We start from the raw sequence: 16,551 nt of genomic DNA on the forward strand, positions 1-16,551 counted from the left end.
CAACGCGGGCCGCGTCGGGCCCGCGGTTTCGCTCCACGGTGAGAGTCACCCGGCGGAAGACCGGGACCGGCGACGAAGACACCCGCACCGCCGCGACGGGACGCTGGTGGTCCGCCCCACGGAGGCCGAGGGGCGGTCAGACCTCGACCCAGGGAGGGTGCGGCGTGAGTGGTCACGACAGGGCCGACCGGCGTGAGCGGATTCTGCGGGCAGCGGTCCAGGAGGGACTCCTGGACCCCGAGACGGCTCTGCTGGCGGGGTTCGTCGATCTCGACGGCGTCAACGAGACCGTCGCGTCCCTGCACGGGGCGTTCCCCGACTCCCTGCGGGTGCTGCACGCGTTCGCGGCCAAGGCGAACTGCCTGGTGCCCGTGCTCGACGAACTGCGCCGCAGCGGCATGGGCTGCGAGGTCGCCAGTGCCGGGGAACTCGCCCAGGCGCTGGAGGCGGGCTTCGACCCCGCCCGCATCGTGTTCGACTCCCCGGCCAAGACCCGGCAGGAACTGGCCTGGGCACTGGACCTGGGGGTCGCGGTGAACGCGGACAGCTTCCAGGAACTCGCCCGGCTGGACGAGATCCTGGCGACCCGCTCCTCCGACTCGCGGCTCGGTGTGCGCATCAACCCGCAGATCGGCGCCGGCTCGATCGGCGCCATGAGCACGGCCACCGCGACCTCGAAGTTCGGCATCCCGCTGGCGGACGAGGGCAACCGGCGACGACTGATCGAGGCGTACCGGGACCGCCCCTGGCTCACCTGGCTGCACACGCACGTCGGTTCGCAGGGCTGCCCCCCGGACCTGATCGCCCGGGGCGTCGCGACGGCGGTGGAGTTCGCCGAGGAGATCAACACCCGCCTCGGCCGCCGGCAGGTCACCGGCATCGACGTCGGGGGCGGGCTGTCGGTCAACTTCGACAGCGACGAGACGACGCCCGGTTTCGACACCTATGTGGACCACCTGCGCGCGCAGGCACCGGCGCTGTTCTCGGGCCGGTACGAGATCGTCACCGAGTTCGGCCGCTCGGTGCTGGCCAAGAACGGGTTCATGGCCGCGTACGTCGAGTACACCAAGACCGTCGGCGGGCGTCCCATCGCCATCACCCACGCGGGAGCGCAGGTCGCCACGCGGACGGCGTTCGCCCCCGATGCCTGGCCCCTGCGGGTCGAGGCCCACGATCCCCGTGGCCGGGTCAAGCAAGGCCGGCCCGTGCACCAGGACGTCGCGGGCCCGTGCTGTTTCGCCGGTGACCTGCTGGCACGCGACCGTGCCCTGCCCCTCCTCGACGTCGGCGACCTCGTCGTCGTCCCGGACACCGGTGCGTACTACTTCTCCACGCCCTTCCACTACAACAGCCTGCCCGAACCGGCCGTGCACGGCGCCCGCATCGATGCCGACGGCCGGGTCACCTTCCGGCTGCTCCGTCCCGCACAGGCCGGCCACCCGGTCCCGGCCGGGGTCGGCCGGTGACACCCTCGAGCCGACGGGGGACCGTCGGACGATGACTGTCCACCACGGGGACGTACGGCGGCAGGCCGGCGTGCGACGTCGCCCGGTGGGTCTTGCGACGGCGGCGCGTCGCGGCCACCCAGTTCCTCCGGGGCGCGTGCTATGGAGCCGGCACGGCCGTGGTGGGTCTGCCGGCGGTATGGGTGCGCACGCGCTGAGGCGTCGTCGGGAAAGACGCTGGATCGCAGGGCGCATCCCGCCCTACGGTGGCGCCATGAGCGATCATCCGGAAGCACCTGTCGAGCCCTTCGAGGCCCTTGAACCCCCTTACTACGCAGCCGTCTTCACCACTGTGCGAACCCAGGACCAGAGCGGCTACGGCGAGACGAACGCACGCATGGAGGACCTGGTGAAGGACGTTCCCGGGTACCTGGGGATGGACCATGCACAGACCCCTGGCGGGCTGGGTATCACGGTCGCGTACTTCCGCGATGCCGACGCCCTCACGCAGTGGCGGACCCATGCCGAGCACCGCGCGGCGCAGCAGCGCGGGCGGGACCAGTGGTACGAGAGCTACACCCTGCATGTGGCGAAGGTGGAGCGCAGTCACGGGTTCAGACGGGCGGAGGCGCCGGGGAGCGTGACAGCGGGCTGACCGGTCCAGGCCCCCTGAGGTCGGGCATCCCGTTCTGACCGCGGTGCCGCCGGGTGGTCCCCGGTGGCACCGAGTCAGGCGTGGTAAGCGTCAGTTGCTCTGCGGGAAGTCCTTGCGCTTGATCTTGGCGCGGCGCCCGTCGGGGTGGTGGAACACGATTCCCTCGGCCAGGTGCCCCGGGGCGTACCTGCTCTCGAGTTTGTCGAGGAGGTCCCGCAGGCCCGTGTAACTGCGCGGCACGTCCTGGTAGATCGGGATCTCGAGGTTGAACGGCACGCACAGGTGGTCGTCCAGTGCCAGCGCGTTGCCCTGGATGCGCGGGCCCAGCGCCTCGCAGGGGTGCTCGTCGTCCGGCCAGCCGGAGACGTCGGTGTTGCGGGCGGCGGCCAGGATCCACTTGTCGTCGGCCGCGTACTCGTCCGTGTCGACGTACCAGCCGTCCACGATGCCCTGCTGCTTCTGCGCCTTGCTGGGGTTTCGGCGCTTCTCCACCCGTACCAGCCGGCCGGAACGGACGGTGAGCCGGACGTTGGTGCCGTCGAGCTTCTCGGTCGGAGTCCCCTCGCCCGCGAAGACCCATGCGCATTCGGCGCGCGGCCGGTCGACGACCCGGAAGCGGTCGTCCCGTTCGAACAAGGTGGGGATCTTCTCCATGACCTGCATACCCTTTCGGACCTGTCGGATGAGTTCTTCCGCGTCGATCACCCCCGCGGCCAGTCCGCCCGCCAGGGAGCGCACCAGATCGGCCACCGACACCTCGGCCTCGACCGCGACGCGCTTGAGAGCCTTCTTCTCCTCGGGCGAGACCCATGCCACCAGCCGGGACCAGCCCTCCGGCGGAGTCCAACGAGCCAGCGCCTGAGGGTTCTTGCGGGGGCGACCCCGCCCTCTTGTCTCGGGCATGGCACGAAGCTAGACGCAGGCGTGATGTTGTGTCAATTGGCATAACAGAAAATACAGTTGATGTGGCGATGCGCGATGCGCGGCGGTACCGGGCCCTCTGGCTCCTCGGGCCCCGCCTCAGGCCTTGGTACGGGACTGCCCGACGGACAGCCGCCGGACAGGCCCTATCCGGCGTGGTCGCGTTCTCCCAGGCGGGCTGTCAGGTTCTCCTTGGCCGCGGGCCACTCGTCGGCGAGGATCGAGAAGTACACCGTGTCCCGCTAGGTGCCGTCCGGGCGGCGGCGGTGGCGGCGGAGTACGCCTTCGCGGCGCGCCCCGATGCGCGCGATCGCGGCCTGCGAGCGGTGGTTGAGGTGATCGGTCTTCAACTGCACGCGTCCCATGCCCAGGTCTTCGAAGGCATGGGTGAGCAGAAGCAGCTTCGACTCGGTATTGACGGGGGTGCGCCAGTACGCGCGCCCGTACCACGTCCAACCGATCTCCAGCCATTCGTCGGCCACGTTGATGTCCATGTACGTGGTCCAGCCGATGGCCCGGCCGGTGGCGCGGTGGACGACCGCGAAGGGAACGTATGCGCCCTGCTCGGCGGCCTCGAGCAGCGTGGTGAGCTTGTCCCCCAGCTCCGCCTGGGTCCGTGGCGCCGGCCCGCCCTGCCACCGCCACACCTCCTCGTCACCGCCGCCCGCCTCGAAGAGGTCGCCGAGATGCTCCGTCGTGAGGGGCTCCAGGCGTACGTGACGGCCGGTGAGGGTGTGGGGCAGCGGAGTCCGAGCAGGCATGGGCGGGACGGTATCGGGGGGTCGCGGCCGGAGCAACTCGGCTTCTTCTCCGGGCAATTACCCCTGCACCGGGACAATGCCGAATGCGGCCCCGCGACGAACGAGTCCCAAACACGGGAACCGGACCGCATGCCCTGCGAGGCGCCCCATAATCACCGGCAACAGACAGGGCTTCCAAGGGAGTTGGGGCCCGAGCCGAGATTTCGCGGTCGAGTTCCGGCGCCCACGACGGGGTGGGCGCGCCCGGACGCCCGGCACATGCCGACGATCGCGATTCCGCTATTCAGGAGGACATTCATGGCAGAACGGGATCCGAAAGACCAAGCGGGGACCGCCGCGGCATCCCGCGCGCCGCAGTGGGCCGAGAGCGGTCCGGCGACCTGGCAGCCGGCGCTCGAGACCGACCGTGTCCGGTCGGCCGCCGCGGGCCTCGGGGCGTTGAGGCTGGCCCGACGGGAGCCCGGCAGGGCGGGCGAGACCCTTCGTGGCATCGTGCTCGCGGTCGGTTCGGCGGTCGGCCTGGCCGTGATGGGGCTGGTCCTGTCCCGGTTCGAGGATTCGGGCTGGACGGGGATCTTCCGTGGGCTCGCCATCGCCCTGCTCGCGGGTGTCCTGATCGGCCTGATCCGGGCGGTGCGCGGGCTGGTGCGGGCCCGGATGGCGGTCTATGTCTACGACCACGGTCTGGTCGGCACGGCCCGCGGCCGCGCCAGGGCGATCCGTTGGGAGCAGGCGAACCGGATCGTCGTCTTCTCCGGCGAGGGTGTGCACGTAGCTGCGGGGGACTGGCCGATGATCATCCCGGCCGATGTGGTCGGCGCGGGGGCGGACCGGGCCGAGTTCCTGGACGCCGTCGTGTCACCGCTGGAGCAGCGGGGCGTCGAGGTCCGACGCTTCTGACCGTCCCCGTGGGCGCCGACGCCCCCACCGCGCCCACGGCCCACGTCGTCGGCGTCGGACCGGCGCCCGAGAACGGCTGACGGCGGAGCCGTTCCGGCGTCCCCGTTTCGTCCCTGGCGAAGCGGTTACGATCTTGCGAACTCGAATGGGCAGGAAGATCGTCGTGAGTATGGGGCTTGCCGGGCTGCCAGGCAGAGTGGGGATGATCAAGGACGCGAAGGGGGTGTGGACCCGCGAGGTGTACCGGGTCATGTTCGTCACCAAGTCGGTCGAGGGCTGGAAGCAGGTTCCTCATCCTCGTGGCGCTTGAACCTGATCGGGTCGGCAACGCGGCGCCAGTTCTTCCAGGCGATGTAGAGAACCCCTCGACGGCTCCGTTCATGGGGTGAGTGCGCCCGACCGGGCCGCATTGACGATCAAGGAGTTCACGTGCCGAAGTTCCTGCTCATGGTCGACCACGACGGTGGAGTGTTCGAGCAGCCGATGGACGAGTGGGCCCCCGACGACATCGCGGCGCACTTCGACTACTACGCGGCGCTGACCGAGGAGTTGGTCGAGAGCGGTGAGATGGTGCACTTCACCGGGCTGGCCGACCCGCGCCTGGCCCGGATCGTGCGCTCGGACGGCGTCGCTGCTCCGGTGGTGACGGACGGCCCGTTCCCGGAGTCCAAGGAGGTCCTGGCCGGGTTCAACGTGGTCGATGTGGAGTCCGAGGCGCGTGCCGTGGAGATCGCCGCGAGGATCTCGGCGGTGCCCGGCCCGGGCGGGGTGCCCACGCAGCAGCCGGTCCAGGTGCGTCAGGTGATGAACGACACCGCGTTCGACCTGTGACCGGACAGCCCTGCGTCGAGGACCTGTTGCGCTCGCTGGCGCCGCAGGTCCTCGGCCTGCTCGTGCGACGGCTGGGCGACTTCGACGCATGCGAGGACGCGGTGCAGGAAGCCCTGATCGCCGCCGCCCGGCACTGGCCCGAGCACGGGGTGCCGGAGAGCCCGCGCGGCTGGCTGCTGCGGACCGCCACGCACCGCTACACCGACCAGGTGCGCAGCGAGGCGGCACGACGGCAGCGCGAGGAACGGGTGGCGAGGGAACCGGCCTCGGCCGAGATCCCGGCAGCCGACGACTGTCTGGCGGTGCTGTTCATGTGCTGCCATCCCGGGCTCACCCCCGCCTCGGCGATCGCCCTGACGCTCCGGGCCGTCGGCGGCCTGACCACCGCCCAGATCGCAGCCGCCTACCTGGTGCCCGAGGCGACGATGGCCCAGCGCATCAGCCGGGCCAAGCAGCGCCTGAAGACGTCGGCGGTACGGTTCGACGTACCCGTGCCGGGCTCGCCCGACTGGCCGGGGCGGCTGCGGTCCGTGCTGCGCGTGCTGTATCTGCTGTTCAACGAGGGTTACACCGCCTCCGCGGGTACGACGCTGCACCGGGCGGACCTCTCCGGTGAGGCCGTCCGGCTGGCCCGGCAGGTGCACCGGATCCTGCCGGACGAGGGCGAGGCGGCCGGGCTGCTGGCCCTGATGCTGCTGACCGAGGCCCGTCGGCCGGCGCGCACCGGCCCGCACGGCGAGCTGGTCCCGCTGGCCGAGCAGGACCGCACCCTGTGGGACCGGCGCCTGGTCCGGGAGGGCACCGCGCTGCTGATCGGTACCTTCGCCCACGGGCAACGGCCCGGCGAATACCGGTTGCAGGCCGCCGTGGCGGCCGTCCACGACCGCGCCGCCCACGCCCGGGACACCGACTGGCCGCAGATCCTTGGCCTCTACGAGTTGCTGGAGCAGGTGACGGGCAGTCCGCTGGTCACCCTCAACCGCGCGGTCGCCCTCGCGATGGCCGACACACCGGCCGCCGCCCTGGCACTGCTGGACCGGCTCGACGACGGCGGCCGCGGACCGCTGACCGGTCATCACCGTGCGCACGCGGTGCGAGCCCATCTGCTGGAGATGTCCGGAGAGCCGGAGGCGGCCGTTCACCACTACCGCCTCGCGGCGGCCCTGACCGCCAGCACGCCCGAGCAGCGCTACCTCACGGCCAGGGCCGCCGGGCTGAACCAGCGTCTGCGGCCGACTGAGACGGCCGGCTGAGCAGGCTGGGTGCTGCGGTACCGGCGGCGGGGCGGGCACGGGCCACCGCGGAGCGGAGGGCCGTTACTCACTTTAGGGTGACGGCCTTCTCGCTGCCGGCCCGGTGTGGAGCGGCGATCGGGTGGTGTTCCCCAACGCGTGCACGGGTCGTCAGTCTGTGTGGGCGTCAAGTACGGGCACTGCCGACATACATGAGTGATACATCCAAGAGTCACGGAAATATGGGCAACTTGTAACAGCAGCTGGTTTCCAGCTCAAAGCCTCCGCATTGCGGACAGAGTGTGTGTGCGGCCGCAAAAAGGGGCCGTGACCTCGTACACCGCGTCGGTGCCGCGGCGGCCCGCAAGGCCGCTTCCGCACCGACGCCCGCACCATCAGGGGGACTTCATGTCCGCTTCTGTCCTTGCCAACGCCCGCTCCCTCTCCGCTCGCCGTCTGGCCGCTGCCGCGCTGGCGGCCGGTGCCGTGGTGGGTGTGGCGGCGCTGCCGGCGTCCGCTGCCGGAGTGGCCCGGCCGCACCAGCCGCAGGTGAAGATCACGGCCGTGCAGGCCGATTCCCCCGGACGTGACGAGCGTTCCGATCGCTCGCTGAACAAGGAATGGGTCGAGCTGAGCAACACCACGCGCCGGGCGGTCAACCTCGACGGCTGGACCCTGCGCGACAACGTCGGCCGCACCTACACCTTCCACCACTACCGCCTGGGCGGCCGCGACAGCGTCCGTATCCACACCGGCCAGGGCCGTGACACCCGTACGGACCTCTTCCAGGACCGCCGCAACCACGTCTGGGACAACGACCGCGGCACCATCACCCTGCGCGACAACCGCGGCCGCTTCATCGACGACGAGTCCTGGGGCCGCATCGGCCACCAGGGCGACAACCGCGGCCACGGCGACAACCGCGGCCACGGCGACAACCGCGGCCACGGTGACGACCACCGTCAGGGCGGCAACCGTCACTGACACCGCACACCGTGTCCGGGCGGCTGAATTCGCGCCCCGGACACGGTGACGACACGGCGGCGTGCCGACCCCACAAGGGACCGGCACGCCGTCGGCAGTTGTGTGACGCTCCGGGCACCGCGCTCTCAGTCGAACGCCACGACCAGGCGGACCCCGTCGTCACCGAAGCGGCCGGCCAGAGCCTTCATCACGGCGAAGACGTGGGGCCAGTGGGTGTGCGAACCCAGGACGGAGCCCGCGGTCGGTGGTTCGCCCACGAAGTGCTCTGGCTCAGTCGCAGGGTCGAGGGAGGCGAGCTCTCCCCAGCTGACCCAGCTCGCGCCGTCCATCTCGCCTCGCTCGATCCACGAGCCCAGATGCGAACGCATACCGCTCGACAGGTCGGCGGGAAGACCGCGAGCGGCTGCAAGCGGCGGGAAGCCCGCGTAGTTGCGCACCCCGAAGAGGAGGCCGAACGCCTTGTAGTCGGTCTCGTCGTACAGCGGCCACAGATCCATGGCAGTCACCCACGGCTCGCCGTCATAGTCGTCGGTGCCGGCGTAGGTGTGACGAAACTCGATCCCGCCGTAGATGTCCGTGCCCATGACGGCGCACCCTAACGGCCCCGGCCCGCACGACGCACCTCACTGGTGAAGGCCGGCGACGGAGTGGAGGCACGCTCCGGTCGGTCCATCCCGGTGATCATCGTCAGGATCTTCCGGTGACGGGCGGGCCGTCGACCCGTGCGGGTGGGAGGATGGCGGTATGGAACGCGTGCTTGGAATCGGCGGGTACTTCATGCGGGCCACCGACCCGGTGGCATTGAGCGCGTGGTATCGCGATTGCCTGGGTCTGGACGTCGACGACAACGGTGTGTGGCATCAGGGGAGCGGGCCGACGGTGTTCGCGACCTTCGCGGCCGATACCGACTACTTCGGTTCCCGCGCCCAGCAGTCCATGCTCAATTTCCGGGTCGGCGACCTGGAGGCGATGCTCGCGCAATTGCGGGCCCAGGGAGCGGACGTGGCGAAGGAGACGCAGGACATGGAGGGTGTCGGTCGATTCGGCTGGGTCACCGATCCGGAGGGCAATCGGATCGAACTCTGGCAGCCCGCCTGACCGTGGGGTGCAGGTGCGCTTCGTGCCGCGTCACCGCGGACTTCCCAACCGCCGTGTGGTGCGCCGGCATTGTTGGTTAGGGTGGCGAGCGGAGACCGTTTGCGGTGCCCATGGCCGGAGCGTCGGACAGGGCCGCGGCTTGTGGTTGCACGGGGACGGGGGCATGAACCAGTGCTGCACATGACGGACAGGCAAGTCACCGAAGGCGGAACGGACGGTTTACGAAGCGCCGCGGGGCGACCGGACGCGGTGGGCGTGTGACCGGCCGGTCGGCGCCCGTGGTGCCGCCGGGGCTGCGCAGGTGGTTAGGGCTCACCGCGCTCCTTGCCGCGCTCGTGGTCGTCGTGCTCGGTGTCCGGTACGGCGGCGAGAGCGAGCCCGGCACGGTGGACGCGCGGATCGGGACGGCGCTGTACGGTGTGGGGCCGCGGTGGCGGCATCTCGCGCTGGCCCTGGACTTTCTGGGGGAGCCCGGGGGATCGGTGCTGCTGGTCGGGGCCATCGTGACGGGCTGCCTGCTGTTTCGGCGTCCTCGGGCGGCGGTGCTCGTCGTCGCCGGGGCCGGGGTGGCCGTGGTGACGGCGACGCTGCTCAAGTCCGTGGTGGGACGCACCATCCACGGTGATCACCTGTCCTACCCGAGCGGGCACACCGCCTTCGCCACCGCGCTCGCGCTGGCCGTGGCGCTGACCGCGACCGGCCGGCCCGGCCTCGGCAGGGCGGCCGGCATGTCACTCGTGCTCGCCACCACGCTGGTCGCCGGCGCGGCGATGGGCTGGGCGCAGGTCACCCTGGGCGCGCACTACCCGACCGACGTCCTCGGCGGCTGGTGCACCGCGCTGGCGGTGGTTCCGGCGACCGCGTGGCTGCTCGACCGGACGGCCGATCGGATCTCCGGCCGGCCGACGGATCGGCTGCCCGACCGGATGTCCGGCCGCGGCGCTGACCGGCGTACGGACCGGCGTACGGATCGGCCGACGGATCGGCCGGCCGAGCGGGCAGCCGATCAGGCGGCCGGTCGGTCAGTCGATCCGGCGGTCGACGCCGTTCGCCGGCAACACCGCTGACGTCAGGTCACCTCACATCACGTCACATCACGCCAAGCGGCGGAACACGGGCTTCACCGGTCGGCCGACCAGCCAGGGGGTGGGGTCTGCCGCGTCCAGTGCCTTGCGGTAGACCGCGCAGGCCTGGGCCACCACCTCGACGGTGTGGTCGATGTCGGTGTCGTCCAGTGCGCTGCTCACCACGAACGACGGGGCCAGCACCCCACCCGCGAGGAGCCGGCGCAGGAACAGGGTGCGGTACTCTTGCGACGGTCGGCCGTGCTCGTCGAGAGTGGCGAAGACCAGGTTGCTGGCCCGCCCCCGGACGACGATGTGGTTGCCGACGCCCGCATCGGCCGCGGCCGCCCGGACACCGGCGGCCAGCCGCTCGCCGAGGGCGTGCAGCCGCGCGGTGATGCCCTCTTCGACATAGGTGTTGAGCACGGCCATCGCGGCCGCCAGGGAGTGCGTCTCCGCGCCGTGCGTGGTGGACAGCAGGAACACCCGGTCGCCGGAGTGCCGCAACCCGCCCCGCTCCATCAGCTCGCGGCGCCCGGCCAGCGCGGAGACGGCGAATCCGTTGCCCAGCGCCTTGCCGAACGTGGACAGGTCGGGCACGACGCCGTACAGGCCCTGGGCGCCCGCCTCGGACCAGCGCAGGCCGGTGATCATCTCGTCGAAGACCAGGACGCAGCCGTGCCGGTCGGCCAGCTCGCGCAGCCCGGCGAGGTAGCCGGGCGGCGGCTCGCACTGGGCGGCCGGTTCGAGGATCAGACAGGCGACCTCGCCCTCGTACCGGGTGAGCAGTTCCTCCGTGGCGGCCAGGTCCCCGTAAGGGAACGTCACGGTCAGTTCGTTGGTCTCCGACGGAATGCCCGCGGACATCGGCGTGGTGCCGATGAACCAGTCGTCGACGGAGAAGAACGGATGGTCGGCGCAGATCGCCACCCGGGGACGCCCGGTGGCGGCACGCGCCAGGCGCACCGCGGCGGTCGTGGCGTCGGAGCCGTTCTTGGCGAACTTCACCATCTCGGCGGTCGGCACCGTGGCCAGGAAACGCTCCGCGGCCTCGACCTCGACGATGGACGGCCGTACGAAGTTGCTGCCGCGGTCGAGTTCGCGCCGTACCGCCTCGTTCACCCGCGGGTGGGCGTGGCCGAGGCTGACCGACCGCAGCCCGGAGCCGTACTCGATGTAGCGGTTGCCGTCGATGTCCCATACGTGGGCACCGCTGCCGTGGCTGATGACCGGGGCCAGGTCCTCGGGGTACTGGTCGTCGCCCTTGGCGTAGGTGTGTGCGCCCCCGGGGATCAGGGCGTGCAGCCGCTCGTTGGCTGTCCGCGACAGGGGCAGGTGGAGCTCTTCGGTGTCCACGGGTACCTCAACTTTCTCTGTGCTTCAGGACCTCGGCGAGGCTCGGCGCCTCGCGGTCCCGTTGGGACATCGATGTGGCCGGCAGCGGCCAGGCAATGGCGAGTTCCGGGTCGTCGAAGGCGATCGTCACGTCCTCGGCCGGATCGTGCGGGCGGTCGATCCGGTACGAGGTGTCGGCGGTCTCGGTCAGCGCCTGGAAGCCGTGCGCGCACCCCGCGGGGATGTACAGGGTCACCTGGGTCTCGCCGGACAGCTCGAAGGTGGCCACGTTGCGGTACGTCGGCGAGTCCGCCCGCAGGTCCACGACGACGTCGAAGATCCGTCCGTACGAGCAGCGCACCAGCTTGGCCTCGCCCGCGCCGGAGCGCAGATGCAGTCCGCGCAGCACGCCGCCGGCCGAGCGCGACACGCTGTCCTGGATGAAGGCGTGCGGGTCGAGGCCCACCGAGCGGACCACGTCGGCGTCGAACGTGCGGCAGAAGAAGCCGCGTTCGTCGGCGTACGGTGTCGGTTCGAAGAGGAACGCACCGGTGATCGCCGGGACTTCGGTCGCTCTCATGGGGTCTCCCGCGGGGCGTGGGCGTCGTCGGCCGCCGGGAACAGGGCCGCGGTCAGGGCGGTGAACTGGCGGTCGAGGTGCCGGACGGCGTCCTGGTTGCGCTCGGCGAGGGTCCGTCGCACGTCCGCCGAGTTCTTCTCCAGTTCACGGAACTGTTCGAGCAGCCGGTCGGCGTCGACCTCGCGGGCCGGATGGCAGTACGTCCCCAGACCCATCCCGGCCATGAGCGCGTCGCTCTTGGCCGCGTAGCTGAGCGCGAGGGTCGGTGTGCCGGCCTTCAGCGCGCAGATCAGATTGTGGTAACGCGTAGCCACCACGGCCTCGGCGTCAGCCGTCTCCTTCATCAGGTCGGCCAGGGAGGCCGTCTCGGCGACGGTGACCAGCGGCGAGTCCACCGCGTCGAGGATCGCGGCGACCACCGGCGCGTCGACCTGGTCGCCGGTGAGCAGCCGGACCGGCCTGCCCTCCTCGACGAGTGTCCGGACGAACCGGGTCGTCCCGTCGAGGTAGCGCCGGTGGATCTCCTCGGCCCTGGCGCGGTCGTCGTCGCCGCCGTGGAAGGCCATGACACCGACGCAGACCCGTCCCGGCGCGTGCGGGGGAGTGCTCACCGGCGGTACCGGCAGGGAGAACGCGAGGTCCGGGTGGACCTCGTCGCGCGCGGTGTCCACGCCCATCGCCCGCATGGCGTCACGGGAGGGGGCGTCGCGGTACGACCGGTACGCGGCAAGGCGCGCAGACCAGCGCACCAGGGTCCGGGTCGCCCGGTTGCCGATCGGGGCGGCGCCGACGCCGACCAGCGCCACCTTGGTGCCGGACAGCCGGCCGGACGCGCACAGCAGGAACAGCGCGTACGGGAAGCCCCACGGCCGCAGCGGCAGCGTGGCCTCCAGGACACCCATGCCCGGGACGATCACCACGTCGTGCCCCCGCACCCAGGAGGCGGTACGGAGGGCGTCGACGAGTTTGCCCAGCCCCTTGCCCGCGACCGCGCCGAGCCGTGACGCGGTCCGGTACTCCCCGCGGTACCAGTGCAGCCGCGTCGCGGGGATCCCGTACCGGGCCGTGATGGCCTCGGGCCCGCCGCACAGCGCGTCCACGGCCGCTCCCGGGTGCCGGTCCCGGAGGTATCCGAGTATGGCTTCGAGGGAGCCGTCGTTGCCGAGGTTGCCGGAGCCGAGCAGGCCGAACACCCCGACCCGCACCGGTCTGCCGTCGGCGGGTGTCATGACTGCCTGCCCTCACGGCCGGCGACCAGGGCGTCGACGGAGACGGCGAGCCGTTCCGGGTCGACCGGGGCGCGGTCCTCGACCCGCTCGCCGGCGCCCGGCCGGACCCGGCTGGTCATCCACGCGGCCAGATGGCCGAAGCACGCGCGCCGGTCGGCCGGGGACAGCGGCGCCCGCCGGATCGCCGAGGCGAATCCCCAGACGTACTCGGCGAGCAGCCGGGGCGTCGGGTGCAGCAGGCCGGCCCGGCGCGGGTCCAGGTTGACGCACCGGGAACGCTTGGACGGGTTCGCCCGCTCCGCCCGGCTGGGGTGGTCGCGGCGGAAGTACAGCACCTGCGGCACCTGGTGGAAGGGCCCGTGCAGAGTGATCTCGGCGACGTAGGTGCGGTCCGCGTGGTGGTAGCTGTCCATCGGCTTCACACGGCGCAGCACGTCGGCCCGCATCACCCCGTAGAAGTCGTCGCCGCCGGGCTCGAACAGCAGACTGCGAAAGCGCTCCGGGGCGTGCGGCGACTCGGTGGCGAGGCCGTATTCGTAGGGGACCTTCACGCGGGCGTCGCCGTCGATGACCGCCTGGCCGGTGTGCGCGAGGATCATCTCCGGTCGCTCGTCCAGCGCCTCCACGCAGACCCGCAGCAGGTCCCGGCCGTACAGGTCGTCGTGCGAGGCCCACTTGAACAGTTCGCCGCGGGACTCGGCGAGCACAAGGTTGTGGTTCGGGGTGGCGCCGATGTTGCGGGGCAGCCGCAGGTAGCGGATGCGGGAGTCCTTCGCTGCGTACCGGCGGCAGATGTCCTCGGTCCCGTCGGTCGAGGCGTTGTCGGAGACGACCAGCTCGAAGTCCTCGTAGGTCTGGCCGAGCAGGGCGTCGAACGACTCGGCCAGGTACTCCTCGCCGTTGTAGACGGGCAGGCCGATGCTCAGCCTGGGTTGCGCTGTCATGACGTCCTCACTTCGCGGATCGGTTCTTGAGCGTGCTCGCGCAGGGCGGAGCGCAGTTGCAGCCACCACACGGCCGAGCCGCTGACGGTCGCGGCGGCGACGCCCCAGGCCGAGCCGACCGCGCCGGCGGCGGCCGCGCCGCCGAGCCCGCCGCCGACGTAGCAGACGGAGGCGAACAACTGGCAGCGCAGGCTGCGCCGGGCCGCGCCGAGCGCGCGCAGCCCGGCCGCCGCGCCGGTGCCCAGGCCCGCACCGGCGACGCCGAGGCTGATCGGCACGATGAGCTGGGAGGCGGAGTGCCAGACGTCTCCGAGTGCCATCGCGCCGAGCCGTCCGGGGAGCAGCAGCAGCGCCGCGCCCCAGAGCAACGAGCCGGCAGCCTGCCCCCCGCCGAGCAGCAGGCAGAACCTGGCCAGCCGATGCGGGGCCTTGCGCAGTACCCGTGCCGCCTCCGGGACGGTGACCAGCGAAAGCCCCATCAGTACGGCGAGGAACGGGCCCATGAGGAGCTCGGCGCCCCGCACGGCCCCCACCGCGCTCACCCCGACGATCACGCCGACCCCGTACGCACGCAACTGGCTCGCGCCACTGAGACTCACGTTCTCGACCAGGTACCGGTAGCCGAGGTCACGCTGCTCGCGCAGCCATCCGCGTGCCTCCGCCATCCGGGGCCGGATGCCGGACTGGACGCAGCCGTAGCCCGCCGCCACCGTGGCGGACGCGCCCCAGGCGAGCACGAAGGCGGCCACACTGCCCACACGGGCAGCCACCACCATGGCCGGGATCAGGGCGACCCCCCACACGACATCGTTGAGGAACGCCTTGCGCCCGGTGCCCGCGGCGAAGAACGAGTACCTCCAGGCGTCCTGGAGCAGCAGTCCCGGCAGCATGACACCGAGGGCGGCGAACGCGGGCCCCACGCGGCCGCCGAGGCCGAGCCCGGCGGCCAGGGACACCGCGCCGAGGACGGCGCCGACGCCGAGCGCGGTGCCCGTCGAGCGGCCCACGGCCCCGCGCCAGGCTGTGCCGGGCGGGCCGCTGAAGCGCACCGTCAGCGGATCGGTGGCCAGCCCGCGGGAGACGTTGAGCACCACGCCGTACGTCACCCAGGCGAGGCTGAACACGCCGAACGCGGTCACCCCGAGCGAGCGGGCCACGTAGAGGCCCACCGCGAAGTTGCTCACGCTGGAGGCCGCCTGGTCGGCCAGTCCCCAGGACAGCCGGCCGACGAGGGCACGCCTGGCGGACCCGGCCGGTGTCCTCGTCATCTCCCCCTTCGTGGTCATCGGTCTCACGCCTTGATCAGTTCGGCGCCGTGCAGCGCGTCGGCCGCCGCGACGACGGTGTCGAACGGCAGCCCGGCGCGCTGGGCGACGTCCAGCAGCGTGTGTTCGCCGTCGGAGAGGCTGAGCACCCAGAGCATGGCCAGCTGCGCCTGTTTGGCGTCGCTGCGGCCGCCGAGCGAGTCGTACAGCCCACGGCGGCCCAACTGCGGTTCGCCGTACGGGCTGAGGTTGACGTAGCGCCGGTTGCGGTCCAGTACGGCGAACGCCTCGCGGCAGACCGCCAGGGTGTCCGCCATCGCCTCCGGCGAGACGAAGTCCGGGTTGTCCGCCGAGGTGTGGTACTCGGGGTACCCGGCGTACGGGGTCCGGCTGAGCGAGCCCACGCCGAGATCGAACCCGGGGGAGCAGTACTGCCGCTCGTCGTAGCCGTACGGGGTGAACTCGTCGATCCGGTGCGGGCGTTCGGAGGTGTCGAGCACGTGCCGCAGCACATGGTCGATCTCCGCGTCACCGCGCCTGCTCTGCTTGTACGTCAGATCGCCCCGGTCGCCCGCGCAGGCCAGCACCAGCCCGTGCTTGACCCGGTCGATCCGCTCCACGTTGCGGGCCAGCCAGGTGATCGCCCCGATGGTGCCGGGCGCGAAGATGAACCGGTAGGTGTAGTACGGCGATTGTTCCGCCAGCGCCCGCGCGAGATACGTCGCCACCGCGACGCCGGCCAGGTTGTCGTTGGCCAGCGACGGGTGGCAGACATGGCAGGAGACGATCACCTCGTCCGCCACCTGGCCGGGGATCACATGCTCGGCGTAGGTGAGGTGGCCGTCGGCGAGCGTGGAGTCGACGCACACCTCGTACTCGCCGTCCGGCATCGCGTCCAGGGTCTCCTGCGCCAGGCAGAACCCCCACTCCGGCCGGTAGTAACTCGTGCGGTACGGCACCCAGGACGGGTGCTCCGGCAGGGTGTGCAGATGTCCGCGCAGCTCGGCCAGCGGCATGGTCGCCGACACCGGAACGCTGTAGCCGAGCACGTGCAGGCTGGACGCGGCGAAGTCGACGACCCGCTTCCCCGTACCGTCGGCGATGTACGCGTCCCGGATGTTCCACTCCTGGGGCACCGTCCAGTCGAGCACCTGCGTGCCCGTGGGCACCTCGTGCACGGTGAGCGGGATGTATTCGCCGACGATTTCCAGGGTGGCGCGCACCCCGTCGCCGGTGATGCTCCGGCACAGCGGATACATCCGCCGCACCAGTTCGTGCATCTCCTCGCCGGCACCTCTTTTTACACG

The 16,551-nt window shown here is 71.4% G+C and carries 17 protein-coding genes and 1 pseudogene; 9 read left to right on the forward strand and 9 right to left on the reverse strand.

What is annotated here, in order from left to right; all coding sequences use genetic code 11:
- Positions 1-164 precede the first annotated feature (164 nt).
- Complete coding sequence (locus ACZ7OY_RS33450; protein WP_471914925.1) at positions 165-1,466, forward strand: type III PLP-dependent enzyme domain-containing protein; 1,302 nt, start codon at positions 165-167, stop codon at positions 1,464-1,466.
- A 253-nt stretch (positions 1,467-1,719) separates the two neighbouring features.
- The gene (locus ACZ7OY_RS33455; protein ID WP_471914926.1) at positions 1,720-2,100 is read left to right on the forward strand and encodes an antibiotic biosynthesis monooxygenase family protein; all 381 of its coding nucleotides are present in this window, start codon (positions 1,720-1,722) and stop codon (positions 2,098-2,100) included.
- Between the two features lie 90 nt (positions 2,101-2,190).
- Here the strand turns inward: ACZ7OY_RS33455 and ACZ7OY_RS33460 are convergent, their stop codons facing one another.
- Positions 2,191-3,003 carry a hypothetical protein gene (locus tag ACZ7OY_RS33460; protein ID WP_471914927.1) on the reverse strand — a complete coding sequence of 271 codons (813 nt, stop codon included), beginning with the start codon at positions 3,001-3,003 and terminating at the stop codon, positions 2,191-2,193.
- A gap of 164 nt (positions 3,004-3,167) precedes the next feature.
- Positions 3,168-3,782 (reverse strand): annotated as a pseudogene (locus ACZ7OY_RS33465) (GNAT family N-acetyltransferase).
- 297 nt (positions 3,783-4,079) lie between these two features.
- Between ACZ7OY_RS33465 and ACZ7OY_RS33470 the strand changes: the two are divergent.
- From ACZ7OY_RS33470 to ACZ7OY_RS33490, 5 genes are all read left to right on the forward strand, one after another.
- The gene (locus ACZ7OY_RS33470; protein ID WP_471914928.1) at positions 4,080-4,682 is read left to right on the forward strand and encodes a hypothetical protein; all 603 of its coding nucleotides are present in this window, start codon (positions 4,080-4,082) and stop codon (positions 4,680-4,682) included.
- 163 nt (positions 4,683-4,845) lie between these two features.
- Positions 4,846-4,992 (forward strand): hypothetical protein, encoded by a 147-nt coding sequence (locus ACZ7OY_RS33475; RefSeq protein WP_471914929.1) that lies wholly within the window; start codon positions 4,846-4,848, stop codon positions 4,990-4,992.
- 119 nt (positions 4,993-5,111) lie between these two features.
- The gene (locus ACZ7OY_RS33480; RefSeq protein ID WP_351617399.1) at positions 5,112-5,513 is read left to right on the forward strand and encodes a YciI family protein; all 402 of its coding nucleotides are present in this window, start codon (positions 5,112-5,114) and stop codon (positions 5,511-5,513) included.
- Positions 5,510-6,766, forward strand: a complete 1,257-nt coding sequence (locus tag ACZ7OY_RS33485; RefSeq protein WP_471914930.1) for an RNA polymerase sigma factor — start codon at positions 5,510-5,512, stop codon at positions 6,764-6,766. The genes ACZ7OY_RS33480 and ACZ7OY_RS33485 overlap by 4 nt, the downstream gene beginning before the upstream one ends.
- A gap of 387 nt (positions 6,767-7,153) precedes the next feature.
- Entirely contained in the window at positions 7,154-7,729 is a 576-nt protein-coding gene (locus ACZ7OY_RS33490) for a lamin tail domain-containing protein (protein ID WP_471914931.1), read from the forward strand.
- Positions 7,730-7,854: 125 nt separating this feature from the next.
- On the opposite strand, the gene ACZ7OY_RS33495 is transcribed toward ACZ7OY_RS33490, so the two are convergent.
- On the reverse strand, positions 7,855-8,313 hold the full coding sequence (locus tag ACZ7OY_RS33495; protein ID WP_471914932.1) for a hypothetical protein: 459 nt from the start codon (positions 8,311-8,313) through the stop codon (positions 7,855-7,857).
- Between the two features lie 160 nt (positions 8,314-8,473).
- Between ACZ7OY_RS33495 and ACZ7OY_RS33500 the strand changes: the two genes are divergently transcribed.
- Together ACZ7OY_RS33500 and ACZ7OY_RS33505 are read left to right on the forward strand one after the other, a co-directional pair.
- Positions 8,474-8,827, forward strand: coding sequence for a VOC family protein (locus ACZ7OY_RS33500; RefSeq protein WP_471914933.1), 354 nt, complete (start codon positions 8,474-8,476; stop codon positions 8,825-8,827).
- Positions 8,828-9,084: 257 nt separating this feature from the next.
- The gene (locus ACZ7OY_RS33505; RefSeq protein ID WP_471914934.1) at positions 9,085-9,894 is read left to right on the forward strand and encodes a phosphatase PAP2 family protein; all 810 of its coding nucleotides are present in this window, start codon (positions 9,085-9,087) and stop codon (positions 9,892-9,894) included.
- 27 nt (positions 9,895-9,921) lie between these two features.
- Here the strand turns inward: ACZ7OY_RS33505 and ACZ7OY_RS33510 are convergent, their stop codons facing one another.
- The 6 genes from ACZ7OY_RS33510 to ACZ7OY_RS33535 are packed head-to-tail and all read right to left on the reverse strand — an operon-like array spanning position 9,922 to position 16,524.
- A complete protein-coding gene (locus ACZ7OY_RS33510; protein WP_471914935.1) occupies positions 9,922-11,247 on the reverse strand; it encodes a glutamate-1-semialdehyde 2,1-aminomutase in 1,326 nt (441 codons plus the stop codon).
- A 7-nt stretch (positions 11,248-11,254) separates the two neighbouring features.
- Positions 11,255-11,806, reverse strand: coding sequence for a dTDP-4-dehydrorhamnose 3,5-epimerase (rfbC, locus tag ACZ7OY_RS33515; protein WP_471914936.1), 552 nt, complete (start codon positions 11,804-11,806; stop codon positions 11,255-11,257).
- The gene (locus ACZ7OY_RS33520; RefSeq protein WP_471914937.1) at positions 11,803-13,035 is read right to left on the reverse strand and encodes a polysaccharide pyruvyl transferase family protein; all 1,233 of its coding nucleotides are present in this window, start codon (positions 13,033-13,035) and stop codon (positions 11,803-11,805) included. Before ACZ7OY_RS33520 ends, rfbC begins: the two co-directional genes overlap by 4 nt.
- Positions 13,032-13,979 carry a glycosyltransferase family 2 protein gene (locus ACZ7OY_RS33525; protein ID WP_471914938.1) on the reverse strand — a complete coding sequence of 316 codons (948 nt, stop codon included), beginning with the start codon at positions 13,977-13,979 and terminating at the stop codon, positions 13,032-13,034. Before ACZ7OY_RS33525 ends, ACZ7OY_RS33520 begins: the two co-directional genes overlap by 4 nt.
- On the reverse strand, positions 13,976-15,265 hold the full coding sequence (locus tag ACZ7OY_RS33530; RefSeq protein ID WP_471914939.1) for a hypothetical protein: 1,290 nt from the start codon (positions 15,263-15,265) through the stop codon (positions 13,976-13,978). Before ACZ7OY_RS33530 ends, ACZ7OY_RS33525 begins: the two co-directional genes overlap by 4 nt.
- A gap of 5 nt (positions 15,266-15,270) precedes the next feature.
- Complete coding sequence (locus tag ACZ7OY_RS33535; protein ID WP_471915044.1) at positions 15,271-16,524, reverse strand: DUF4910 domain-containing protein; 1,254 nt, start codon at positions 16,522-16,524, stop codon at positions 15,271-15,273.
- Positions 16,525-16,551 lie beyond the last annotated feature (27 nt).

Source organism: Streptomyces sp. NPDC107559 (assembly GCF_055657365.1).